Here is a 24,074-nt window from a genome sequence, read left to right as displayed (position 1 = left end):
CTCTGTGTCGGCGGGATTTCCGCCCCTGCACCAACACACACCCTTTGGGAGGAAACCATGAAAATTATCGCAAAATTTGCTTTCGCCTGCGCAGTCTCTCTGGCCGCGCTTTCCGCAACCGCCGCAACCGCCGAAACAGCAGCCGACAAGTTTGTCGTCGGTTATGCCAACATGGCCGACACCGACGTGTTCGTCATGGCACGTAAGAACGCCTTCATCGAGGCTGCCAAATCTGACCCGGCAGTGACGGTCAATTTCTCTGACGCGAATAACGATGTCAGCAAGCAGCTCGACCAGATCGATAACTTCATCGCGCAGAAGGTCAATGCCATCGTTGTCGTGCCGGTCGACTATCAGGGCATTGTGCCTGGAGTTGAGAAGGCCAATGAGGCGGGCATTCCCGTGATCGCTCTCGGGATCCAGTCTGCTGGCGGCAAATATACATTTGTGGGTTCAAAGAACATCGATGCCGGCCGTCTTCAGGGCGAATACATGAAGGCGAATCTGCCGAAAGATGCGAAGATTCTCTATCTCGAAGGCACGCCGGGTCTCTCCCACACGCAGGAGCGGAAGAAGGGGTTTGAGGATGCGCTCGGCCGATCGGATGTTACGACGCTCGCAAGCCTATCGGGCAACTATGATCGCGCCGAGGGCATGAAGGTCACGGAAGACTGGATCCAGAGCTTCCCGAACTTCGATGCCATCGTCGCTGCCAACGATCAGATGGCGCTTGGTGCTCTCGAAGCCCTGCAGGGAGCCAATCGCCTTAAGGGCGTACTGATCTCGGGCGTCGACGGCACGGCCGACGCGCTTAACGCCATCAAGGCCGGCACGATGTCCCAGACGATCTTCCAGGATGCAGCAGGGCAGGCCAAGGCTGCCTTTGAGGTTGTTGAGGGCCTGAAGAAGGGCGAACAGGCGCCGGCGGAAAAGCTGGTTCCGTTTGCTTCGATCACCAAGCAAAACGTTGATCAGTACGCAAAGAAATAACCCTCCCAAGGGAAGCGCGTCGGGAAACGAGGCCCGGCACGCAACGATACAGGCCGGTGCTCTGCTTGCGCCGGCCATCCCTTTCATCAGTTACAGGACGATCATAGAAAATGAGTACCAGGATCGCAATCATCGGGGCGGGATTGATGGGGGCAGACCATGCAAAGATCGTGGCGGAAGATCTGCCGGGCGCAACGCTCCAGGTCGTGTGCGACATGGACTCTGATCGGGCGAGGAAAGTCGCTGACCGCTACGGCGCTCGCGATGTAGATGTGAATCCGGATGGTATCGCGGCACGACAGGACGTCGATGCGATCATCATCGCCAGCCCGGACTTTACGCACGCGACCCTTTCGTTGTCCTGCATCAAGGCGGGCAAGCGGGTCCTTTGTGAAAAGCCCCTTTCGCAATCGTCATCGGAGTGCCTCGATATCCTCAAGGCGGAGGAGCAGGCTGGTGAACGCTTCATCATGCTTGGCTTCATGCGCCGCTTCGATCAGTCGTACGTCGAGATGAAGCGAGCCGTGCAGGATGGCGCGATCGGCCGAGCCCTCATGATGCATAACTTCCACCGCAACGTGGCGACCCCGGCTGCCGACTTTACCGGTGCGATGGCTATTACCAATTCGGCACCCCATGAATTCGACGTGGTGCGCCATGTCCTTGGCACCGAATACATTTCGATTTCTGCGTTCCAGCCGAAGCGCTCCGACTCCCTCGTCGCGCCCGTTCATATGGTGCTTGAGACGGCGGATGGCCAGCTTGTCAACATCGAGATCAACAACAACGCAGCCTATGGCTACGATGTTCGCGCCGAACTGGTGGGCGAAAAGGCGACCATAGCGATGAACCCGGTGAACTACACGCGGGTGGACCGCGATCTGGGACAGAGCACGAGTTACGAGGCCGACTGGCGTGGCCGCTACCATGAGGCCTACCGGCGTCAGAACAGGGCATTCCTGCGCTTTGCGGAGAGCGGCTTGTTCCCAGAGACGGCGTCCAGCAGCTGGGACGGGTACTGCGCCGCCGTCGTCGCCGAGGCGGGGGTGCAAGCGCTGAACAAGGGACACAAGATGCCCGTGGAGATGATCATGAAGCCGGAGTTCTACGCATGAAGCTGGGTTTTGTTTCAGACAGTCTGGGCGGCCTGCCGTTCGATGAGATGCTCGACCATGCCCGCCGGCTCGGGGTTTCCGGAGTAGAAGTCAACACCTGCGGCTGGTCCACCGCTCCGCACTTTGATCTGCCGGGGATATTGAAGGACGGCAACGTGCGGAAGGACTTCCTCGCATCCTTCGCTGACCGTGGACTGGAGGTCATTAGCCTCAACGCCAACGGAAACCCGTTGCATCCGACTGACCCCGCGCAAGGGCAGGGGCTTGAGGATACGATCCGAGCGGCCGGCGAGCTCGGGATTAGTACTGTCTGCTCCATGTCGGGCCTCCCCGCCGGAAACGCAACGGACACCATGCCGAACTGGGTGGTTTCCTCCTGGCCTCCCGAAACGCAGGCCATACTCCGGTATCAATGGGAGGAGAAACTTATCCCGTACTGGACGAGGATCGCTGCGCTGGCAAAAGAACACGGGGTCGAACGCATCGCGCTGGAACTTCATGGCAACCAGTGCGTCTATAACGTTCCGTCCCTGCTCAGGCTGCGTGAGGCGGTAGGCCCGGTCATCGGTGCAAACCTGGACCCCTCCCATCTTTTCTGGATGGGTGCCGATCCTCTTGTGGCGGCGGAAGCGCTCGGCGAAGCCGTCTATCACGTCCATGCCAAGGACACATTCCTGAACTCCCCGAAACAGGCCGTAGGCAGCCTCCTGGAGAATGGAAGCCTGATGGATATTCCCGCCAGGAGCTGGTCCTATATCACGCTCGGTTTCGGCCACGGAGAGGAATGGTGGCGGCAATTCTGCTACAGGCTGAAGATGGCAGGCTACGACGGCTGGCTTTCCATCGAGCATGAAGACGTCCTTCTGAACAGCCTGGAAGGTCTGGAGAAGTCTGTGGCACTGCTCCAAGCCGTCATGCCAGTCGCCAAGAGCGACTTCAAACCACAGGCGATCTAGGCGTCGCCAGTCGGACCCCTGCTCAAGATCAATTCGCTGCCGGCGGCATCCACCCTCTAACCATTGAGGTTTTGACCGCGGAGCCCGTGCGAAGACGGCGCAAGCCGCGTGCCTGGTCGGATGACGAAGAGGCACGGATCGTCGCCGCGACGCTGCAGCCTGGGGCGAATGTCGCGGCGGTTGCCCGGTCTGAAGGCCTGGATCCCTCGCAGCTTTATGGGTGGCGTCGCAAGGGCACTGTAAACTTATCTGTTGGTTTCCACGCGGAACTGAGCCGGTTTATACAGCCATCACCCTTTATTTTCGGCGCCGTCTTCCCGCACTACCTCCTCGTGGGGCTGTGCCTTTAATCCAGCCACTTCGGTCTCCAGCCGGGCCAGCCGTTTTTCCAGCGCGATGAGGGAGTCTCCCTGCGGATCGTCGATACCCAGGACGGCATCTTCCCACGATCGCCATATTTCTCGAAAACGCTTCAACATTTCAAATCTCCATGGCCATCAATTTTACAAATCGGCGCTTGCAGGCCCACAGTATGAGCGAGCATCACGCCATTCGCTCCGAAAGGCGGATCACCTCTGCCGGTTTCCTCAAACCTGTGGCGACGACTGAAACTCTCAGCCGCCCTTCAAGCGCGTCATTGAATGTCGCGCCGACGACGATATTGGCGTCGTCATCGACTTCCTCGCGAACACGTGTCGCGGCTTCGTCGACATCAAAAAGGGTCATGTCCGGTCCGCCGGAGATCGAGATGAGAAGGCCTTTCGCTCCCCTGACGGGCGCTTCATCGAACAGCGGATTGGCAATCGCTGCCTCGGCGGCATGTCGGGCGCGGGCGTCTCCCGTTGCCTCGCCCGTGCCCATGACCGCTCGGCCCATGTCACGCATGACTGACCTTACATCGGCGAAGTCGAGATTGATCAATCCTTCCTTGACGATCAGATCGATGACGGAACTGACCCCGGCATGCAGCACATGATCTGCCATTTCGAATGCATCCGCGAAGGTCGTCTTCGCATCGGCAACCCGGAACAGGTTCTGATTGGGGATGACGATCACCGTATCTGCGCATTCGCTGAGACGCTCGATCCCCTGCCGCGCTGTTCGCATTCGCTGGGTACCTTCGAATGTGAAGGGCATGGTGACGACGCCGACCGTCAGTATGCCTGCCTTGCGCGCAGCATGGGCGATAACCGGTGCGGCACCTGTTCCCGTTCCGCCCCCCATGCCCGCCGTCACGAAACACATATGGGTTCCGTGGAGGTGATCCATGATCTCGTCAATCGACTCTTCGGCGGCCGCCTGTCCAATATCGGCCAATGACCCGGCACCAAGTCCTTCCGTGACGGTCGGGCCAAGCTGGATAAGCCGTGGTGCTTTTGACATGGACAAAGCCTGGGCATCGGTGTTCGCAACGATAAACTCCGCGCCCTCGAGATCGTGCATGATCATGTTGTTGACAGCATTGCCGCCGCCACCGCCGACGCCGATGACGGCAATCCTTGGCTTGAGGAGCGTTATGCCGGGCGCTGAAACGATAGTCGTTGGTTGCATGGTGGGAGCGTCCTGGTGGAGACTTTGTTCAAAGGGGATTATGCGCGGGGGTTAATCAGCTAATGGCGTACGATTGCCTCTCCTCGGCCAGCGTCGAAACACTGCGCTGGCATTGACGCCACCGAAGCCGAAGCCATTGGATATCGCATATTCAACATCGAGGGGTCGGGCATCGTTTGCGACAAAGTCGATGCCATTGGCCTCAAGGTCCGGTGAACTGAGATTCAAGGTCGGGGGCGCGATCTGGTGCTGGAGCGCCAGGATCGTAAAAATAGCCTCAAGGCCGCCGGCGGCCCCCAGCAGGTGCCCCGTCGCCGACTTCGTGCCGCTGACCGCGATCGACTTCCTTTGGCCGAACAGGCTCTTGATCGCTCTGAGCTCTCCGAGATCTCCAACCGGGGTCGAAGTCGCATGTGCGTTTAGATGGCCGATTTCGTGCGGCGCGATACCCGCCTGGGCGATGGCGATTTGCATTGCCCTGCGGGCGCCGCTTCCATCTTCCGGACCGGAGGTAATGTGATGGGCGTCGGCCGTCGTTCCATATCCAACGAGTTCTGCTATCGGCGTCGCACCGCGGGCGAGGGCGTGGCTTAAAGCTTCAATGACGAGGATGCCTGCGCCTTCACCCATCACGAAGCCGTCGCGCGCGGTGTCGAAAGGACGTGACGCCTTGGCCGGGGTCTCGTTAAAGCCTGTCGATAGTGATCTTGCCGCCGCGAAACCACCAAGGCTGACAATGTTCATACAGGCCTCGGTGCCACCGCAAACCGCAATGTCGGCTTCATTGGATCTGATCAGCCGTGCTGCATCGCCAATCGCCTGAACGCCGGCGGCACATGCCGTCACCGGGGCTCCCAGCGGGCCTCTAAAGCCATGCCGGATAGAGACTTGTCCGGCGGCGAGATTCACAAGAAAGGATGGAATGGTGAATGGCGAAAGGCGGCGGACACCGCGTTGGTCGACGGTACGCACCGCCTCCGTTATCGCGGGAAAGCCACCGATGCCCGATGCGATGATTGTCGCCGTTCTCAGTTTTTCTTCTTCGGAAGCTGGCTTCCAGTTCGCTTGGGCCAAAGCCTCTTCCGCCGCTGCCAGCGCAAAGATGATGAAGCGGTCGACCTTTCGTTGATCCTTCGAGGGCAGTGTCCGGTCAGGATCGAAACCTCCTTCAGGATCTTCAGCCAGAGAAGGGACCACGCCTCCGATTTTTGAAGGCAAATCCCCGACGATGTCGTCACCCAGCCGACGGATCCCGCTTTTGCCCGCAAGAAGCCGCGACCAGGAGACATCGACATTTGCACCAAGGGGGCTGACGGCTCCCATTCCTGTTACAACGACACGACGCATTTGCATTCCACCTGTCTATGATCAAAAATTTGGCATGCCTTCGGCATCCGACCGAATGACTGGTCGTAAACTTGGGACATGCGGTTTGCGCTATACTCTTCTGATACGCGTGCGGCTTTCGCTGAGCTGTGACAGCTATTGACGACGAATGCCCAAAATCTGTCCGTTAGTCGCTACCATCGCGGCCAGCAATGCGCCGGACCTCGCTCGCTGCCGCATCGAGTACACTCGTCGATAGCGGTTCATCCTCGATGATCCGGGACAGCGTCACCGCACCGACCATCATGGACAATATTGCCATGGCCTTTCCGCTTCGAGCTCTATCGTCACCCTCTCCGATGAGTTCTTCGAGCACCTGGAAATGCGCTCGGATACCATCCTCAAACGGGCGCCGAACTTCGGCAGTTTGACGCGCAGCGTCGGAGCCGAGAGCAACAAGCGGGCATCCTTCTGCCTTCTCGCCGCTATGATCTTTGGAGAGGTAGAACCTGATGATCGATGCCAGCGGATCTGACGTGTCTGCTGCGGCGTCAGACCACCTCCTCGTGGCGCTCTCGAGAGCACGCCGTGATGCGAGCGCCGCAAGATCGTCCTTGGATGCGAACTGCTTGTAGAATCCACCCTGGGTGAGGCCTGCACCCTTCATCAGGTCTTTCAGGCCGATCCCGTCGAATCCATGCTCTCGAAACAACCGGCTGGCGACGTTGATTACCCGTTCCCGGTTTTCCTCTGCCTGTACGCGGCTCACTCTCATGTGGACCTCCAATTAGATTTCATTTGACATCTATATGCCTTTTAGAGTTAAGATGCAATCTAATATTTTTGAACAAGCCGTCAAGAAGGGACGATGAAATGAAACGGAAACTTGTTGTCACTGCAGCAGCAGTGCTGGCGCTGGCCGCAGGCGGAGCCGCGGCACTGCTGCTTCCGGCGCAGGCACCAGAGGCAAAGGCTGCCGATCCCCGGACCTTGGCGCCACTGGTCAACCTCGCGACGGCCAGGCTTCCTGGCAATTCGAGCAGCAGCTTTACCGGGACCGTTGGTGCCCGGGTCCAGAGTAATCTCGGCTTTCGCGTTCCCGGCAAGATCGTTGAACGTTTTGTCGACGTCGGGGAGCAGGTAAGCGCCGGACAGCCATTGATGAGGCTTGACGAGACCGATCTTCGCCTTGCTCTGACCGCCAAGCGAAACGCCGTCATTGCGGCACAGGCGACATTTGTCCAAGCGAAAGCCGATGAGAAACGCTTCGCCGTGCTGGTGAAGACCTCTGCCGCCTCGACGCAGCAATATGAACGATCGAAGGCCCTGCTGGATACGGCGACGGCACAGTTGGCTGCCGCTCAGGCTGAGGCAAATGTTGCCGAAAACGAGGCCCGATATACAGTTCTTGTTGCCGATGCAGATGGAACCATTGTCGAGACGCTCGGTGAACCGGGCCAGGTGGTAACCGCCGGGCAGCCGGTTGTCCGGCTCGCAAAGTCTGGTCCGCGCGAAGCGATTGTCTGGCTTCCCGAAACCATGCGTCCTGAAATCGGAGCTCAGGCTTCCGCATCGGTTTATGGCAGAAACGATGCAGAAAAGGCCAAGCTGCGCCAGATTTCCGATTCTGCCGATCAGCAGACCCGCACCTATGAAACGCGCTGGGTGCTCGAAGGGAATGCTGCAAATGCGCCCCTGGGGGCGACCGTCACCATCGAAATCGAGAACAGGGATGTGCAGAATCATGCGGAACTGCCGATAGGCGCTCTGTTGGATGACGGGACGCGGACGGGCGTCTGGGTGATCGATCAGCAATCGTCCGTCGTGAAGTTTCGTGATGTGAAAGTGGAGCGGGTGAGCGAAGAGAATGTGGTTGTCACTAATGTCAAGCCGGGAGAGGAGGTCGTTGCGCTTGGCGCACATCTTCTGAAGGATGGAGCGCAAGTTCGCACCAGCGTTGCTACAAAAGAGGCGGCAAACTGATGAACCTCAATCTGTCCGCCCTTGCGGTTCGCGAACGCGCCGTGACGCTGTTCTTCATCGTCCTTCTGTCGCTTGCCGGCGTCTATGCCTTCGTCAAGCTGGGACGCGCTGAAGACCCCTCCTTTACCATCAAGACGTTGACGGTCACGACTGTCTGGCCGGGCGCAACCGCGCGCGAGATGCAGGATCTCGTTGCCGAGCCGCTGGAGAAGCGCATTCAGGAATTGGCCTGGTACGACCGGGTCGAGACAACGACGCGTCCCGGCTTTGCCTATCTTACCGTCACGCTCAAGGACAATACGCCGCCAAGCGCCGTCGCTGAAGAATTTTATCAGGCGCGCAAGAAGCTCGGCGATGAAGCCAGAAACCTGCCGCAGGGTGTTCTGGGACCGTTCGTGAACGACGAATATTCCGACGTCAGCTTCGGCCTCTACGCTCTCAAGGCGCAGGGCATGCCGATGCGTGATCTCGTCCGGGAAGCCGAAAAGATCAGGCAGGACATGCTTCATGTTCCCGGCGTCAAGAAAATCAACATTCTCGGCGAACAGCCGGAGCAGATATTCGTAGAGTTCTCCTACGAGAAGCTCGCTACGCTCGGCATATCACCTCAGGACATTGCCGCAGCGCTTCAACGGCGCAATACCGTTACGCCCGCTGGCTCGATAGATACGCAGGGTCCGCAGGTCTTCATTCGTCTCGACGGTGCCTATGACAGTATTCAGTCTATCGCTGATACGCCCATCGTCGCTTCCGGCCGTGCGTTCAAGCTTTCCGATATTGCTGAGGTACGCCGGGGTTATCAGGAGCCGGCAAGCTATGTCATCCGTCATGACGGCGAGCCGGCCATCATGCTCGGCGTGGTCATGCAGCAGGGCTGGAATGGTCTGGAGCTTGGCAAGGCGTTAGAGCAACGCTCCGGCCAGATTGCACAGTCATTACCCCTTGGCATAACACTGACGAAGGTCAGCGATCAGGCCGTCAACATTGACGCGGCGGTGGGTGAATTCATGGTGAAGTTCGCCATGGCCCTCGGCGTCGTGCTCTTCGTCAGTCTCATTGCGCTCGGCTGGCGGGTGGGCATCGTCGTGGCTCTGGCCGTTCCGCTGACGCTCGCTGTGGTCTTCATCATCATGCTCGAGACGGGGCGGTTCTTCGACCGCATCACGCTCGGTGCATTGATCCTGGCACTTGGCCTGCTTGTCGATGACGCCATCATCGCCATCGAGGTGATGGTCGTGAAGATGGAAGAGGGCATGGACCGCATCAAGGCGGCTGCCTATGCCTGGAGCCATACTGCGGCACCGATGCTGTCGGGCACGCTTGTGACCATAATCGGCCTGATGCCCGTCGGTTTTGCCGCCTCTGCGGCGGGTGAATATGCCGGTAACATCTTCTGGATCGTCGGTTTCGCACTGATTGTTTCCTGGTTCGTGGCGGTGATCTTCACGCCCTATCTCGGTGTAAAGCTGTTGCCCGATATCAAGCCGGTAGCAGGCGGTCATCATGCGATTTACGATACGCCGAACTACAGACGCCTGCGCGGTGCGATCGAATTCACCGTCAAGCACAAGTTCCTGACCTGTGCCGTGGTCGGCGTCGTCATGGCGCTGTCGGTCGTCGGGATGGGCGCGGTGAAGCAGCAATTCTTCCCCACATCGGACCGCCCTGAGGTTCTTGTCGAAGTTCGCATGCCTGAAGGCACGAGCATCGAAACGACGACAGCCACGGTCAAGAAGCTCGAGGCCTGGTTGAAGCAGCAGCCCGAAACGAAGATCGCGACCAGCTACATCGGCCAGGGTGCGCCCCGCTTTTTCTTCGCCATGGCGCCCGAACTGCCCGATCCTGCCTTTGCGAAGATCGTTGTGCTGACATCCGACGCACATGAGCGTGAGGCGCTGAAACTGCGTCTGCGGGAAGCCGTTGCGCAAGGGCTGGCGCCCGAGGCATTCGTCCGTGTGACGCAACTCGTCTTTGGCCCCTACACGCCATTCCCCGTCGAGTTTCGGATCAAAGGACCGGACGCCGAAGAGCTGTACAAAATCTCCGAGCAGGCACTTGCTCTCATGAGCTCGGTACCTGACGTCAGAAATGCCAACCGTGACTGGGGTAACCGTACACCTGTTGTCCGGTTCGTTCCTGATCAGGATCGCCTGAACCTCATCGGCATGTCGTCCGCCGAGGCTGCCCAGCAGATACAGCTCCTGCTGAGTGGTGTTCCCGTCACGCAAGTTCGTGAGAACATCCGAAACGTTCCTGTCGTGGCGAGAAGTGCCGGTGAAATCCGCCTCGATCCTGCAAGGCTAGCCGACTTCTCGCTCGTGACAAGAGACGGCCGTGCGATCCCGCTCGATCAGATCGGCCACACGGAGGTGCGCTTCGAAGAGCCGATCCTCAAGCGTCGTGACAGAACGCCTGTGGTGACGGTCCGATCCGACATTAACGAGGCGACCCAACCGCCGGAGGTTTCGCAACAGGTGATGACCTCTCTTCAGCCGCTCATTGCATCTATGCCCGCTGGTTACACGATCGAGATGGGTGGCAATATAGAGGAATCACTCAAGGCGAATACTGCCCTGGTGAAGGTGTTCCCACTGATGATCGCAGCGACCCTGATCGTCATCATCCTTCAGGTCCGCAGCCTGTCGACGATGACGATGGTGATGCTGACGGCACCGCTCGGTCTTGCAGGCGTCGTGCCGACCCTGATCCTGTTCAACCAGCCTTTCGGGTTTAACGCGATCCTGGGTCTTATCGGCCTGGCGGGCATCCTCATGCGCAACACGTTGATCCTCACCGAGCAGATCAAGGAGAACAAGGCCGCGGGTCTGGACGACTATCATGCCGTGATTGAAGCCACGGTGCAGCGAACGAGGCCCGTCATCCTGACAGCGCTTGCCGCGGTCCTTGCCTTCATTCCCCTGACGCATTCGGTTTTCTGGGGTTCGATGGCCTACACGCTTATCGGCGGAACGGCGGTGGGCACGCTCATCATCCTGCTCTTCCTGCCGGCACTCTATGCTGCATGGTTCCGCGTCAAGCCGCCCAAGGCAGAAATGCATCCGACGGAGCACGGGAATACGGAAACAGCTCAACATTCGCTTGCTGCGGAATAGCCAACCCGCGCCTCCGCAGCAGATGATGCTGCGGAGGGGTCATACTGCTTTGGCGAGAGTGGCGTGTGTTTTGTGTGCCCACTGAACCCTTTCGGAAGCCATGTCTTCGTCCCGCTTCAATCCTGCCAATGAGGAGCCTTTACATGAACCCTATCGTCTCAATTTTTAAAAATCCTCCGGATGGGGGCAGAGGATACCACCGCGATATGCGTGTAAGATGGGCTCTTGAGGAAGTCGGACAGCCTTACACTCTACGGCACCTGACTTTTTCCGAGATGCGCCGCCCCGAATATCTGGAAATGCAGCCGTTCGGCCAGATGCCGATCTACCAGGAGGGCGATCTCATTCTTTTCGAATCCGGTGCGATCGTGCTTCACATAGCACAGCGTTTCGCCGGCCTCCTTCCCGATGAAGCGAATGCGCGCTCGCGTTCCGTCATGTGGATGTTTGCAGCGGTTAATACGATCGAACCCTGTATCGCCTCCGGCAGCGTTGGTCATCTCAGTCAGCGGCTCCAGCAACTGGGCGATACGCTTGGAGGGAAAGAGTGGCTTGAGGGGGCTCAGTTCAGCGCCGGTGATCTCATTATGGTGAGCGTACTGCGGCCGCTCAAGCACTCTGATATTCTGCTGGATAGCCCTGGCTTGCAGGACTACGTCGAAAGAGGCGAGCAACGGTCCGCGTTCCAGCGTGCGCTGGACAATCCACCAGCGGACAGGCGAACGGCGTGACTTGACGCCATAAGCATCCGTCACACCTGTTACTCTTCAGGCGAGAACCGCCGCATTAACTCGACCGATGTTTCCTGCGTCGAGACGACTCACCCATGTGTCGTGTGGACTGACCATCCGCCTCCTCAATTTCTGCAAATGCGTTTTATTTCGCTTGCAATCTAACTGAGTTATAGATTACAAACGAAATCTAAATTGATTTCTAATCCAACGCTAATTTTGGAGAGCGTAGATGTCCACAGACAAGATTGTTGTGGTGACCGGAGCATCCTCCGGTATAGGGCAGGCGACCGTGAGGTTGCTGTCACAGAATGGGTTCAAGGTATTTGCAGGATCACGCAATCCGGACAAAAGTGGACCGGTTCCTAGTGTTGAGTACGGACGTCTCGATGTGGACAATGACGAGTCGGTGAGGCAATTCGTCGATTGGGTTCTGTCCCGTTCAGGTCGGATTGATGTCGTGGTGAACAATGCAGGCGTCTCTCTTGTCGGGCCGGTCGAAAGCACGTCGGACGATGAGGCGAAGGCCCTTTTTGAAACCAATCTCTTTGGCCCACTGCGCATGATAAGAGCGGTATTGCCTGCGATGCGGCAGCAGAACTCCGGTCTGATCGTCAATGTCAGCTCGGTCCTCGGCTTCCTCCCCGCACCTTATATGGGCCTTTATGCCAGCAGCAAGCATGCCCTGGAGGGACTATCTGAAACGCTTGACCACGAAGTTCGGCAATTCAACATTCGCTCTGTCCTGCTTGAGCCGACGTTCACGAGGACAAGTCTCGATGTCAATGCGAAGCGGACGGAGACGCGCATTGACGACTACGCTCACCAATTAGCCAAATCCAATGAGGCCGTTCTTTCCGCCATTAGGACAGCAAGCAGTCCTCAGACTGTCGCTGCCGAAATCATGGCAGCGATCACAGGCCCTCACAAAATGCGCAGGCCGGTTGGAAAGCAGGCTACGCTTCTCAGTCGCCTGAAACGATTTGTTCCAGCCAAGGCATTGGATAGCGGCATCAGGAAGACGTTTGGGCTCTCCCGGCCGTAAGCATTCGCGGAACTCGCGCGCCACAAGAAGAAAGTAGGGCGTACGGCGCAGCATTTGCAGCCCGCTGCCATCCATTAATGCCGCATGTCCTTTTTGAAGGCGTCGACGGTTCGGCCGAAGATCAGCTCATGGCGGTGGGATCATCCCTGTTTCGCAAGCTGTTGCGCCCGGACGTTCGCAGTGTCGAAGCCATGGTCACGGCCGATGTCAAAAGTCGTTGAGCAAGATCCATTACGAAGCCGGTCCCGCCCATATGATCGCCCAAATTGAGGCCCTGCTGCGTCAATTGCATGCGAAGGTGCTTCTGAATGTGCCTGATCCTGTCCAGTCTGCCCGCCTGTTTGCCGCGCTTTTCAAAGGCTTTGATCTCCTGATTATCGCACGCTTCGATGAGGCGAGAGCAGAGGACGACAACGAAATCGAATCCTATTGCCGGTCGGCCGTCGCCATGTTCATGGCCGCGCACGGTGGCAACGACCGCATGGACGCATAGCCTGGTTAAGAGCAGATCGGAAAAGGAAGGATGTGAGCATGGCAGAGCAAAATGCCGATCAGACTGCCGACTGGAAAGGACAGAGGGGGGTGCCCTGGGGGCATCTATCAGGTCCGGCTCGATGCCATGATGGCACGATTCGGCCAGGCTGCGATCGAAGCTGCCGCGCCCGCCACGGGCGAACGCGTGCTGGAAGTCGGCTGCGGCGCGGGGGCGTCCAGCCGAGATCTGGCCGCTCGCGTCGGCGCGGAGGGCTATGTGCTGGGCGTGGACATATCCGAACTGATCGATAGAGCGCGCGTGCTAGCGCAGGATACACCGGTCCTGTTATGAGTGGCTGACGCCAGCAGCACCGAATTTCCTAAGGGCGCCTTCGACATCCTGTTCTCGCGGTTTGGAGTGATGTTCTTTGACGATGCTGCAGCGGCGTTTACCCATATGCGCCACGCGCTCGCGCCGGGAGCGCGAGTTGCTTTTGTCTGCTGGCGCGACATCGCCAAATGGGAACACGCTGAACGTTTCGTTGAAGCCAACATGGATTGGCGAATGGACGGCTTATCATCCCAAGATTGTTGTTACAGCCTAGGGATCGACGTTTGCCCGCGAGATCGTAAAGCTAAACCTTGCGGATAAGTCGTTGATCGGTTGGATGTTTGCCAATTTACAAGTCTCCGCGCACTCAGGCCCCCGCAACCAATATTAAAACAAAACTCCCGTGGCAAACGCTCCGGGAGTTTTTTGTTGTCACGTGGAATTCCGGACGATCATTTTACCGGGCAAGGTGACTGTTTCGGCTTCAATGGCTCCGGTGATCATTCCGATGATGGCCTCCACCATTTCGTGGCGCGGTTGTTCATACGTGGTGAGACCGTATGCGGGTGAACCTCCGAGTTCATAATTGTCGAAGCCGACGATAGCCATGTCTTCAGGCACTCTCAGGCCGAAGTTACCGCGAATTTCATCCATGGCGCCGAAAGCCAGGATATCGTTCTCACACATAAGGACGTCGACGCGTTCGGAAGGTGCAGTTTGCGAGAGATATTCGCGGACGGAGGCTGCTCCCGCTGCGGCGCTGTATTTTTCGGCAGACAGGAGCTCGATCTCGCCGACGCCTTTTTCCGCCCAGAAATCCGTAAAGTACTGCCGGCGTCTGAGCGCCGTCGAAAGCGCCGTCGCGCCGCTCATGAAGCCGGGCTTTCGATATCCCCGTTCGTATAAATGGTTGACGATGTCTCTCAGCGCCAGTTCGGCGTCACATACGACGGCGGGCACGCCGTCGATCTGGCTATCTCGTGCCAGAACGAACATGGGCGGCATTCCGTGGCCGAGCTGACGGTCTGTCAACGTTTCATCGCGAAATGCGGTGCCAAAAAGAATGATGGCGTCAACCTGACGCTGGTCGGCATGCAGCAGGGCGTGCACGTGATCGAAGTGGTTATTGATGTTGATGAGCATGGCAACGAGGCCGGCGGCCTGCAGACGCTCCGTCAGCGTTTCAAGAAACGGCAGCTTCTGGGGATTGGCGAAATCATCGACGAAGACAGCGACCTGATGGGTCAGATTGGTGGCAAGGCTCCGGGCAAGAAGATTTGGCGAGTAATTCAGGGCAGCCGCCGATTCCAGCACGCGCCGTTTGCTTTCCTCGGTGATCGACGCGCCGGGTGTGAAAGCCCGGATAACGGTCCATTTCGATACGCCGGCTGCGGTCGCCACCTCTTTTGCCGTCGCTCTCCTGGTTGTTTCCCGCTTGCGCATAGTGCCTCCGACCGAAATGGAACGAACATTCCATTTCGGATTCCGATGAAATGAACGCTTGCTTTTAACCCATTCGCGGCTATGATGCACCTGTTTGCACCCGGTAGCAAGATATTTGCACCCGGTAGCATTCACATTTTGCCGGCTTAAGGAGTGGGCCGGTACAAGGAGGAGGACCACATGAAATCTATTCTCAGGAAACTCGCCCATGGCGCACTCGTCGCCGGAATAGCCGTGTCATGCTCTGCAACGGCCAGGGCGCAGGATCAGTTGACCATCATCGCGGTCACCCACGGTCAGGCGTCCGATCCTTTCTGGTCTATTGTCAAAAATGGCATGATGCAGGCGGGCAAGGACAGCAATGTCCGGGTCGATTATCGCGCGCCCGAGACCTTCGACATGGTTGCGATGGGTCAACTCATCGATGCGGCTGCAAACCAGACCCCGGCGGGGATAGTGATTTCCAATCCCGACCCAGATGCCCTTGGTCCAGCGATTGAAAAAGCAGTTGCCGCGGGCATTCCGGTCATCTCGCTGAATTCCGGCATCTCGGCCACGGAAAAGCTCGGTATCAGGCTGCATGTCGGTCAGGATGAACTGCCTGCCGGCGTCAAGGTTGGGGAGAAGCTGAAGTCTCTCGGTTTGAAGCATGTTCTTTGCGTCAACCAGGAGGTGGGCAATGCGGCTCTGGACCAGCGCTGCGCCGGAACGGAAAAGGGTTTTGCAGGCGGCAAGGTAACGGTGTTACCGACGACAGCCGACCCGGCGGAAATCGAAGCCAAGATTCAGGCGGCGCTCACCTCAGATCCCTCGGTGGATGTTGTTCTCGGCCTTTCTGCGCCGCTGGTCGGCGAACGCGCGGTTGCAGTCGTCGAAAAGCTGGGTGTCGGCGACAAGGTCAAGGTTGCATCCTACGATCTGTCGGCGGGTTTTCTGAAGGCGGTCGCGGACGGGAAGGCACTCTTTGCGGTTGATCAGCAACCTTTCCTGCAAGGTTATCTACCTGTGACATTTCTTGCGCTGAACGCACGTTACGGCACCATTCCGGCGGGCAACGTTGCCTCCGGCCCAAGCTTCGTCGAGAAGGACACGGCCGCCGCAGTCATCGAAAAATCCTCCCAGGGCATCCGCTAGGCCGGATGGAAGCGTGGCTCCCGCCAAAGCGGGAGCCACCCCGAACGCAACTTTTGCCTCGATGCGCGACCTTTTCGGCCGAACGCCGTTGCGCGCAAAGATGACACCCAATCTGAGGAACGAACCCATGACGCTGGCCAACGAACAGAACGGGTCCCAGACCCGATCCGACGAGCGGCTAAAAAAGGTTTCGATGATGACCGCTCTCCTGCGTCGTCCGGAACTCGGCGCTGTTGCCGGGCTGGTGCTCGTCACCATCTTCTTTTTCTTCACCGCCAATCCGGCTATGTTCACGCTGGCCGGCGTGGTCAATTTCATGGCCCCGGCTGCCCAGCTCGGCATTCTTGCCATCGGCGCCGCTTTATTGATGATCGGCGGTGAATTTGATCTGTCGATCGGATCGATGGTCGCCTTTGCCGGTCTCGTATTTGGCACGGCGCTGGTGGTTCTCAATCTTCCGCTCAGCGTGGCGATCCTGATTGCGCTCGGATTTGCCGTGGTCATCGGCGTCACGAATGCCCAGCTCACGATGCGAACGGGTCTTCCCTCGTTCATCGTCACGCTTGCATTCCTCTTCATTCTGCGTGGCCTCACGCTGGTTGGCCTCAAATGGGCAAGCGGCGGAGCGACACAGCTTCGCGGCATGAAGGAAGCCGCCGCCGACAGCCCGCTTGCCCCGATTTTTTCCGGCGACGCCTTTACCGGCCTGTTCTCCTGGCTCGGCAGCCGGGGCATCATCGAGACATTTCCAAATGGAACACCGAAGGTCCCCGGCATTCCGGTGGAGATCCTGTGGTTCGTCCTGATCGCCCTGCTTGCTACCTGGGTGCTTTTGCGGACGCGTTTCGGCAACTGGATCTTTGCTGCCGGCGGTGACCCGCGTGCGGCGCGCAAGTCGGGCGTGCCAGTGGCGCGCGTGAAGACCACCCTGTTCATCATAACGGCCATGTGCGCCACACTCGTAGCGATCCTCACCGTGCTGGATGCCGGCTCCACGGATGCCCGCCGTGGATTTCAGAAGGAATTCGAGGCCATCATCGCGGCCGTCATCGGCGGCTGTCTTCTGACAGGCGGCTACGGTTCGGCGATCGGCGCGTTCTTCGGCTCGATTGTCTTCGGCATGGTGCTGATCGGTCTTACCTACACGTCGATAGATCAGGATTGGTATCTCGTGTTCCTCGGCGGCATGCTGCTAACGGCCGTCATTTTCAATAATGTGATCCGCAAACGCGTCACGGGAGAACGCTGATGAGCACATCTCAGACGCCAATCGTCGAGGTAAGGAACCTCGTCAAATATTTCGGCTCCATCATCGCGCTCAACGGCGTATCGCTGAGTGTCAATGCCGGCGAGGTTCTCTGCCTTCTCGGAGACAATGGCGCCGGCAAATCCACCCTCATCAATACCCTGTCCGGCGTGTTCAAGCCGACATCGGGAGAATTCCTCGTCGAAGGTCAGCCACGCATATTCGACGGTCCGCGGAATGCGCTCGATGCCGGCATCGCGACCGTCTATCAGGATCTTGCGATGATCCCCCTGATGTCGGTGACGCGGAACTTTTTCATGGGCCGCGAACCTCTGAAGGGTTTCGGTCCCTTCAAGAGCATGGACATGGATTTTGCCGACAGGGTCACGCGTGAGGAGATGCGCAAGATCGGTATCGATGTGCGCGAGCCGGATCAGGCGGTGGGCACCCTGTCGGGCGGTGAACGGCAATGCGTCGCCATCGCGCGCGCTGTCTATTTCGGGGCGAAGGTGCTCATCCTCGATGAGCCGACGTCGGCGCTCGGCGTTGCGCAGACCTCGATGGTTCTCAAATATATCAACCAGGTCCGCAATAACGGGCTCGGCGTCATTTTCATCACGCATAATGTCCGCCACGCCTATGCCGTCGGCAACCGGTTTACGGCGCTGAATCGCGGCAAGACCCTCGGGACCTATTCGAAGAGTGAAATTGGCATCGACGATCTGCAGAACCTGATGGCAGGTGGCAAGGAGTTGCAGTCCATCTCCGAGGAGCTGGGCGGAACCATCTGACTAGACATTCCCGAACGAATATCCGGTTCGGCGCAATCGCGCCGCGCCACGACCCCTCATATTCATCAGCAAGGTATTACCCATGAGCGCTTCTGCGAACTCCTTCCCACTGGCGGCGTGCGCCGAGATGTTGTGGCGTGACAAGCCGATCGAATGGCGCGCTTCCCGGCTCAAGGATCTGGGCTTCGGTGTCGGCCTGTGGAACTGGCCGGAACATGACATCAGCAGACTTGAAGCGACCGGTGCGACCTTCACCATCATGAACGGTTATCTCACCGGCCGGCTCACGGATGACGAAGGTGCGGAGGAGCTGCTCAGCACGGCCCGGCAGACCGCCCGGGTGGGCAAACGTCTTGGCGTTCAGCGGCTGAACCTGCATGGCACGGGCCTTGGGGATCGCGGGCTGCCGGTGCAGCCTGTCGAGGTGGTCACGGGCGCCATGTGGCTAAAGGCGCGTGACACTCTTTGCCGTATCGTTGACCTCGCGGAAGAAGAGGATGTGGTTTTCACCCTGGAGAACCTCAACCTTTCCGTCGACCATCCCGGCGTACCGTTTGCGCGCGCGGAAGATACGCTGGCTCTGGTTTCCAGCATCAACCACCCGCGTCTGCGCCTCAATCTCGATCTTTACCACGCCCAGATCGGCGAAGGAAACCTGATCGAGCTTTGCCGCAGGGCCCTGCCGTGGATCGGGGAGATTCAGGTCGCCGACGTGCCCGGCCGCTGCGAGCCCGGTACGGGCGAAGTCAACTGGAACGGCATTGCCCGGGCGCTGAAAGCGATGGGCTATGCCGGGCCGGTCGGCATGGAGGCCTGGGCATCCGGCGATGCCGACGCAGCGCTCTCGGCTTTCCGCGCCGCATTCACAATCTGACAACATAAACCCACAGGACGATCCCCATGCCCAAGACAAAACCCGTCAATGTCGGCCTCATTGGCGCCGGCCGCATCGGCTCTTTCCACGGTGAAACCGTCGCCCGGCGACTGGTCGATGCCGAACTCGTCGCCATTGCCGATCCCGCACCGGGTGCGGCAGCAGGTCTTGCGGAAAAACTCGGCGTCGACGCCGCCTATACCGACATTGCCGCATTGCTTGCACATCCCGGTCTCGACGCCGTCATCATCGCAACGCCGGCCCGTTTCCATACCAATGTTCTTGTTCAGGCTGCCGAGGCGGGAAAAGCGATTTTCTGCGAAAAGCCGGTGGCGCTAACGCTGGAGGATGCCGATCGGGCGATTGCCGCGGCACGCTCGGCCGGTGTTCCCCTCCAGGTGGGCTTCAACCGCCGGTGGGATCAGGCCTTTGCGGAAGGCCGGGCCGCGATCGACGCCGGCAAGGTCGGCGCGCCGCAGCTCATCCGCTCGCTGACGCGTGATCCCGGCCCATTCGCCGCAGACCCCGGCCGTATTCCGCTCTGGACGATTTTCTACGAGACCCTCATCCACGATTTCGACACGCTATTATGGCTGAACCCCGGCGCCAGACCCGTCGAAGTCTTCGCCATGGCGGATGCGCTTGTCCGCCCTGACGCAAAAGGTGAAGGCTTTCTGGATACGGCGGTGGTCAATATCCGTTTCGACAACGGCTCCATAGCTGTTGCGGAAGCCAATTTTTCGGCGCTCTACGGCTATGACATTCGCGGTGAGGTTTTTGGATCGGCCGGCATGGTGACGATGGGCGATGTGCGTCGTTCAAGCATGACGCTGTTCGATGGCTGCGGCGTCTCGAATGAGACCTGGCGTCGCGATACCGATCACTTTGTCCATGGCTACATGGCGCAACTCGCCTCTTTCGTAACCGCCGTCCGTCAGGGGGCAATGAGTGAAGGGCCGACGGGCCAGGATGCACGGAACGCACTGGCGGTCGCCCTCGCCGCTATTCAATCGGTATCCCGGAAACAGCCGGTTGCCCTGAATTGAACTCCATGCGCGCTGGCTTACCGGCGTGCTTTCCGATCGACAAGGAGCAGGCTCCATGCGTACGCGGCAGACCTTTAAAACGCCGACCAGCATTCAGGACATGAAGGGTCTGATCGTAACGGGGAGCCTGCGATTGTCGGAGCAGCAGGACCATGTCGCGCGAACCATTCTGGCCCGTCCGCATATCGTCGCCTTTGGAACGATCGGTTCCCTCGCCAGCGAATGCGCCGTGTCTCCATCCACAGTCGTCCGTGTCGCCAACTCGCTGGGCTTTGATAGGTTCAGCCAATTCAGGCGGGTTTTTCGCACGCACGTACTGTCGGAAGGAAAGGGGCGTAACATAAAGAATTTTCTATAGATTTTGCCCTGTGAAAGTGAAAGTCGCAGGTTCTGCGCGGTGGAGAAGAAAAATGAATATTACCGAGATTTTGCCGGCGGGGGTCCGGCTCGCCGTCAGCCCGCTTTCCTGGTCGAATGCCGTTTTGCTCGTCCGGTCCTCGGACGATCCGTTTAAGAGGTTCCGATGCAATCTTAAGGGCCAGCGGTCCCACGCTTTCCGGGCCAGGCTGTCAGCGCGACGTCGACCAAAGCCTTCAACCTGGCCGTACATGCGCCGTCGCAAGCCTGCGCAGACATGCCCTGAATGATGGCGCCGTAAAAGCGTGCGAGCGTATCCGTGTCGGTTTGCGTGGGTAGTTCGCCCTCGCTGACGGCGCGGTCGAACCGCGTCTTGAGAATCTGTATTGCCGCCTCGCGCAATTCTGCCGTTGTGCGGGCGACAGAGGCGTTTGCTTCCGAATGCTGGAGAATGGCGGTGGAAACGATGCATCCGCGCGGCTTGTCGGGCTGGGTATGTCCTTCAGCAATATCGTAAAGGTAAGAGGCAAGCGCCTCATAGGCGGGTATTTGCGCCTGCAGCACTTTGGCGCGGCGTTCGCTTTGCTGCGCAATGCTATGATCAAGCGCCAGCCGGAATAATTCTTCCTTTGAACCGAAGGTCGCGTAGAGGGACGGCGGGGTGATGCCCATCGCATGGGTGAGGTCCGCTATTGAGGTTCCCTCATAGCCGTGTTCCCAGAACAGCCGGGCTGCGACATCGAGCCCGGCATTCCGATTAAGCAGGCGCGGTCTGCCGCGTTGTTTTGGCGTCATTTCAGACATTTTTGTATCGATCACTATAAAAATATTGACAGGTCATGGCCGGGTTTTATTATAACGATCGCTAGTTAAATCGCAACGGAGTGATCCATGTCTCAGAAACTATCGAACAAAGTCGCCCTCATAACGGGCAGTTCACGCGGTATCGGCCGTGCGGCGGCCTTGGCGTTTGCGAAAGAGGGTGCAGGTCTTATCGGCGTCCATTATGGCGCGAACCCCGAGGCGGCACAGGCAACGGTCCGCGAGATCGAGGCTCTCGGTTCGAAGGCGGTCGCTCTCAATGCCGATCTGCGGGCCGGGAAAGCGGCGACGGACAGCTTGTGGGAGCAGTTCAGGGAAGCCGCGGTCGCTTTCACCGGCTCACCATCGCTTGATATTCTCGTCAATAATGCGGGCATTGCCCCGGCGATACCGTTGAAAGAAACAACGGAAGCCGCGTTCGACGAGTTGATGACGATCAACTTCAAGGCGCCGTTCTTTCTCATTCAGGCGGTTGCCGATCATCTCCGCGACAATGGCCGCATCATCAATGTCTCTACCGGCTTCACGCGCATCGCGGCGCCGACACATCCCGCCTATGCGGCATCCAAGGGGGCGCTTGAGACATTGACGCTGGCGCTCGCCCCGGAATTCGGCCGGCGCGGAATTACGGTCAATTCGGTTCTGCCGGGTGTTACTGAAACCGACATGAACGCCGGATGGCTGGCAGCGCCGGACGCCCGCGCAGGCGCTGAAGCCCTGTCCGTCTTTTCACGTATCGGTCGCGCCGACGATATTGCGGACGTCATCACATTCCTTGCCTCGAACGATGCCCGTTGGACTACTGGACAGATGATCGATGCGACGGGCGGTGCGCGGATTTGATCCAGGCATAGCAAATATCCCTGGGCGAGCGGCGTCGGGCAGTTTCGCCTGACGCCTGCCGATACTAGCCGTGTTTGCGTGCCCACCGCAGATTCTGGGTTTGCCCGCCATAACCATAGGCATCGCCATCGACGGCGTGAACCAGCACATAACTCGCCTCGTGCACGGGGCCCAGCAGGGCGTTCATCTCGTTATAGACCCGCCGGACCCATTCGGTCGTCTCGTCCTTTATGTTGGTGTGTTCCGTAATCGAAACCTCGACATAAAAGCTTCCGACCTTCTGGTCGGCGACGCTCACTCCGGCGATGATCCAGTCATCGGGATCGGCGCTCTCGACGAGAACCGCGGTGACAGCCGGGTCTTTGTGCAGGATTTCCGCCGTGAGGCGAGAAAGCAGAGCCGCGACTTCCAGCTTTGGGTCGCGTCCGTTCCGGGGTTTGGTGTAGCGCGCTTTGATCATGGGCATGGTCTTGTCTCCTTGTTGCAGAGACACCTTGCGCAAATTTATTCATAATGAGAATATGGTATTGGATATTCCATACATAGCGATTTTATATGATTGACCTCGAAAGCGTTCGCCTGTCATTTTCTCTGTCGAACTCGGCAGCCTGACAAAGGCGGCGGAGGCGGCAGGAACCGTGCAACCGGTCGTCAGCCAAAAATTGAAGATGCTGGAGCAGCGTGTCGGCAGGCGGCTGATCGACCGTTCGCCGCGGCATCTGCGGCTCACGGAGGATGGCCAGGTGTTCCTGCCGAAGGCTCGCGAGCTGCTCGCCAAACACGAGGAAGCACTGACCTTCGGTCATGAATCGCCGCTGCACTTTAGCCTGGCCGCTAGTGACCATGCGATCGGGGGCCGCCTTTCGATGGCCATACGGGCGATGCGCGCGGCACTCCCCGCCAATGCGGTGATTGAAGTGAATATCGGCTTTTCCCGGCACGTGAAGGAAAGTTTCGCGTCCGGACAGGCCGACGCGGCCATTATCCGGCGTAACGGCGGTGGCTCAGACGGCGAAATCCTGCGTACCGACAGGCTGGGATGGCGGGCCGCCCCGGACTGGCGGCCACGCTCCAACAGCGCCATTCCGCTGGTGTCGCTGGGGTCTGCGTGCGGTGTCCGGGAAATTGCGGTGTCGGAGCTTAGAAGAACCGGCGTGGAGTGGCGCGATGCTTTCACTGCCGGAAGCTGTTCGGTACTCCATGAAGGAATTCTTGCAGGCGCGGGTGTCGCGCCAATGGGCGATATTAGCGCCCGTGGCCTACCTGACAGGGGTGTGGAACTGGGGTTACCTTCGTTGCCGCCTTCCGATATCGTTCTTCTTTCCCGCGCAAGAACGCCCGCACATGCATCGGCGATCAGAGCCCTGGCCGCAGCCGTATCCGGCACCGGCGACTAGGTGAATTAGCGGTTCCCCGCTGTCATTCGGTGTTGCCGCCCCAGCCCATCAACAAGTTCGCCACGTCGCGCGCGCGAATGATGACGTCAGCCCGCATTGCTCAAATCCATGTAAGCGGGTTCAAATTCGTGGCCATCGGGATCTGCGAAGGTGCGGAGATACATGAAACCCAGATCCTGCGGTTCCCGGACATCCGCTTGCCCGTCCGCTTTTGCCGCGGCGTCAACCATGGCGTCGACCTCTTCGCGGCTGTCGCGCGAAAGGGCGATCAGCATGCCGTTTGTCGTATGGGCATCGGCGATCGGTTTGGCGGTGAAGGTCTTGTAATAATCGTGCCGCAGAAGCTGGAAGGTGATGGTCTCCGACCACACCATCGAGCTTGCGTCTTCGTTGGAAAACTCTTCGTTCTTCACGCAACCGATCGCCTCATAGAAGGCGGTCGAAACGGCCAGGTCTTTCACCGGCAGGTTCAGGAAAATCATTTTGGCCATTGTCTTTCTCCTCAT

The 24,074-nt window shown here is 58.8% G+C and carries 23 protein-coding genes and 3 pseudogenes; 18 read left to right on the top strand and 8 right to left on the bottom strand.

Annotated elements, in window-relative coordinates; genetic code table 11:
- Nucleotides 1-171: 171 nt before the first annotated feature.
- The 4 genes from L901_RS10080 (at nt 172) to L901_RS27380 (ending at nt 3,411) form a co-directional block, all read left to right on the top strand.
- Entirely contained in the window at nt 172-990 is an 819-nt protein-coding gene (locus L901_RS10080; RefSeq protein ID WP_245289637.1) for a sugar ABC transporter substrate-binding protein, read from the top strand.
- 110 nt (nt 991-1,100) lie between these two features.
- Nucleotides 1,101-2,105, top strand: a complete 1,005-nt coding sequence (locus L901_RS10075; RefSeq protein ID WP_059756149.1) for a Gfo/Idh/MocA family protein — start codon at nt 1,101-1,103, stop codon at nt 2,103-2,105.
- Nucleotides 2,102-3,061 (top strand): sugar phosphate isomerase/epimerase, encoded by a 960-nt coding sequence (locus L901_RS10070; protein ID WP_059756141.1) that lies wholly within the window; start codon nt 2,102-2,104, stop codon nt 3,059-3,061. Before L901_RS10075 ends, L901_RS10070 begins: the two co-directional genes overlap by 4 nt.
- An 86-nt stretch (nt 3,062-3,147) precedes the next feature.
- Nucleotides 3,148-3,411, top strand: coding sequence for a transposase (locus L901_RS27380; RefSeq protein ID WP_245289636.1), 264 nt, complete (start codon nt 3,148-3,150; stop codon nt 3,409-3,411).
- Here the strand turns inward: L901_RS27380 and L901_RS10065 are convergent.
- From L901_RS10065 to L901_RS10050, 4 genes are all read right to left on the bottom strand, one after another.
- A complete protein-coding gene (locus L901_RS10065) occupies nt 3,352-3,540 on the bottom strand; it encodes a hypothetical protein (protein WP_059756138.1) in 189 nt (62 codons plus the stop codon). The genes L901_RS27380 and L901_RS10065 overlap by 60 nt on opposite strands.
- Nucleotides 3,541-3,604: 64 nt before the next feature.
- Nucleotides 3,605-4,612, bottom strand: coding sequence for a cell division protein FtsZ (gene ftsZ / locus L901_RS10060; protein ID WP_059756136.1), 1,008 nt, complete (start codon nt 4,610-4,612; stop codon nt 3,605-3,607).
- A gap of 51 nt (nt 4,613-4,663) precedes the next feature.
- Nucleotides 4,664-5,959, bottom strand: a complete 1,296-nt coding sequence (fabF, locus tag L901_RS10055) for a beta-ketoacyl-ACP synthase II (protein ID WP_059756133.1) — start codon at nt 5,957-5,959, stop codon at nt 4,664-4,666.
- Between the two features lie 166 nt (nt 5,960-6,125).
- Nucleotides 6,126-6,713: a TetR/AcrR family transcriptional regulator gene (locus L901_RS10050; RefSeq protein ID WP_059756130.1), complete on the bottom strand. Its 588-nt coding sequence runs from the start codon at nt 6,711-6,713 to the stop codon at nt 6,126-6,128.
- A gap of 98 nt (nt 6,714-6,811) precedes the next feature.
- On the opposite strand from L901_RS10050, the gene L901_RS10045 reads away from it, so the two are divergent.
- The 6 genes and pseudogenes from L901_RS10045 to L901_RS10020 all read left to right on the top strand — a co-directional run.
- Nucleotides 6,812-7,921, top strand: coding sequence for an efflux RND transporter periplasmic adaptor subunit (locus tag L901_RS10045; RefSeq protein ID WP_059756128.1), 1,110 nt, complete (start codon nt 6,812-6,814; stop codon nt 7,919-7,921).
- Nucleotides 7,921-11,034 carry an efflux RND transporter permease subunit gene (locus L901_RS10040; protein ID WP_059756126.1) on the top strand — a complete coding sequence of 1,038 codons (3,114 nt, stop codon included), beginning with the start codon at nt 7,921-7,923 and terminating at the stop codon, nt 11,032-11,034. The genes L901_RS10045 and L901_RS10040 overlap by 1 nt, the downstream gene beginning before the upstream one ends.
- Nucleotides 11,035-11,177: 143 nt before the next feature.
- Nucleotides 11,178-11,765, top strand: a complete 588-nt coding sequence (locus tag L901_RS10035) for a glutathione S-transferase family protein (RefSeq protein ID WP_059756200.1) — start codon at nt 11,178-11,180, stop codon at nt 11,763-11,765.
- Nucleotides 11,766-11,997: 232 nt separating this feature from the next.
- The gene (locus L901_RS10030; RefSeq protein WP_059756123.1) at nt 11,998-12,810 is read left to right on the top strand and encodes an oxidoreductase; all 813 of its coding nucleotides are present in this window, start codon (nt 11,998-12,000) and stop codon (nt 12,808-12,810) included.
- Nucleotides 12,811-12,854: 44 nt separating this feature from the next.
- Nucleotides 12,855-13,303 (top strand): annotated as a pseudogene (locus L901_RS10025) (TetR/AcrR family transcriptional regulator C-terminal domain-containing protein); the annotation flags it as partial.
- A 38-nt stretch (nt 13,304-13,341) separates the two neighbouring features.
- A pseudogene (locus L901_RS10020) lies at nt 13,342-13,804 on the top strand (class I SAM-dependent methyltransferase); the annotation flags it as partial.
- A gap of 243 nt (nt 13,805-14,047) precedes the next feature.
- On the opposite strand, the gene L901_RS10015 reads toward L901_RS10020, so the two are convergent.
- Nucleotides 14,048-15,058, bottom strand: coding sequence for a LacI family DNA-binding transcriptional regulator (locus tag L901_RS10015; protein WP_183044082.1), 1,011 nt, complete (start codon nt 15,056-15,058; stop codon nt 14,048-14,050).
- 180 nt (nt 15,059-15,238) lie between these two features.
- Here L901_RS10015 and L901_RS10010 point away from each other — a divergent pair, with 180 nt between their 5' ends.
- The 6 genes from L901_RS10010 to L901_RS09985 all read left to right on the top strand — a co-directional run bounded on the left by L901_RS10010 (nt 15,239) and on the right by L901_RS09985 (nt 20,507).
- Entirely contained in the window at nt 15,239-16,192 is a 954-nt protein-coding gene (locus tag L901_RS10010) for a sugar ABC transporter substrate-binding protein (RefSeq protein WP_059756117.1), read from the top strand.
- Between the two features lie 127 nt (nt 16,193-16,319).
- On the top strand, nt 16,320-17,441 hold the full coding sequence (locus L901_RS10005) for an ABC transporter permease (RefSeq protein ID WP_059756198.1): 1,122 nt from the start codon (nt 16,320-16,322) through the stop codon (nt 17,439-17,441).
- Entirely contained in the window at nt 17,441-18,229 is a 789-nt protein-coding gene (locus L901_RS10000) for an ATP-binding cassette domain-containing protein (protein ID WP_003523955.1), read from the top strand. Before L901_RS10005 ends, L901_RS10000 begins: the two co-directional genes overlap by 1 nt.
- Nucleotides 18,230-18,311: 82 nt before the next feature.
- Nucleotides 18,312-19,103: a TIM barrel protein gene (locus L901_RS09995; RefSeq protein ID WP_059756114.1), complete on the top strand. Its 792-nt coding sequence runs from the start codon at nt 18,312-18,314 to the stop codon at nt 19,101-19,103.
- A gap of 26 nt (nt 19,104-19,129) precedes the next feature.
- On the top strand, nt 19,130-20,149 hold the full coding sequence (locus L901_RS09990) for a Gfo/Idh/MocA family oxidoreductase (RefSeq protein WP_059756111.1): 1,020 nt from the start codon (nt 19,130-19,132) through the stop codon (nt 20,147-20,149).
- A 55-nt stretch (nt 20,150-20,204) separates the two neighbouring features.
- Nucleotides 20,205-20,507 (top strand): MurR/RpiR family transcriptional regulator, encoded by a 303-nt coding sequence (locus tag L901_RS09985; protein ID WP_059756109.1) that lies wholly within the window; start codon nt 20,205-20,207, stop codon nt 20,505-20,507.
- 173 nt (nt 20,508-20,680) lie between these two features.
- Here L901_RS09985 and L901_RS09980 read toward each other — a convergent pair whose 3' ends face one another.
- Nucleotides 20,681-21,301 carry a TetR/AcrR family transcriptional regulator gene (locus L901_RS09980; RefSeq protein WP_371259713.1) on the bottom strand — a complete coding sequence of 207 codons (621 nt, stop codon included), beginning with the start codon at nt 21,299-21,301 and terminating at the stop codon, nt 20,681-20,683.
- Nucleotides 21,302-21,397: 96 nt separating this feature from the next.
- On the opposite strand from L901_RS09980, the gene L901_RS09975 reads away from it, so the two are divergent.
- Nucleotides 21,398-22,171, top strand: coding sequence for an SDR family NAD(P)-dependent oxidoreductase (locus L901_RS09975; protein ID WP_059756106.1), 774 nt, complete (start codon nt 21,398-21,400; stop codon nt 22,169-22,171).
- Nucleotides 22,172-22,235: 64 nt separating this feature from the next.
- Here L901_RS09975 and L901_RS09970 read toward each other — a convergent pair whose 3' ends face one another.
- Complete coding sequence (locus L901_RS09970; RefSeq protein ID WP_059756104.1) at nt 22,236-22,637, bottom strand: 4-oxalocrotonate tautomerase family protein; 402 nt, start codon at nt 22,635-22,637, stop codon at nt 22,236-22,238.
- 89 nt (nt 22,638-22,726) lie between these two features.
- Here L901_RS09970 and L901_RS09965 point away from each other — a divergent pair.
- Nucleotides 22,727-23,568: pseudogene (locus tag L901_RS09965) on the top strand (LysR family transcriptional regulator).
- Nucleotides 23,569-23,654: 86 nt separating this feature from the next.
- Here the strand turns inward: L901_RS09965 and L901_RS09960 are convergent.
- The gene (locus tag L901_RS09960) at nt 23,655-24,059 is read right to left on the bottom strand and encodes a VOC family protein (RefSeq protein WP_059756101.1); all 405 of its coding nucleotides are present in this window, start codon (nt 24,057-24,059) and stop codon (nt 23,655-23,657) included.
- Nucleotides 24,060-24,074 lie beyond the last annotated feature (15 nt).

It is taken from the genome of Agrobacterium sp. D14, from assembly GCF_001526505.1.
Taxonomy (GTDB): domain Bacteria; phylum Pseudomonadota; class Alphaproteobacteria; order Rhizobiales; family Rhizobiaceae; genus Agrobacterium; species Agrobacterium leguminum.
This window is presented reverse-complemented; position numbering and strand designations above follow the sequence as displayed.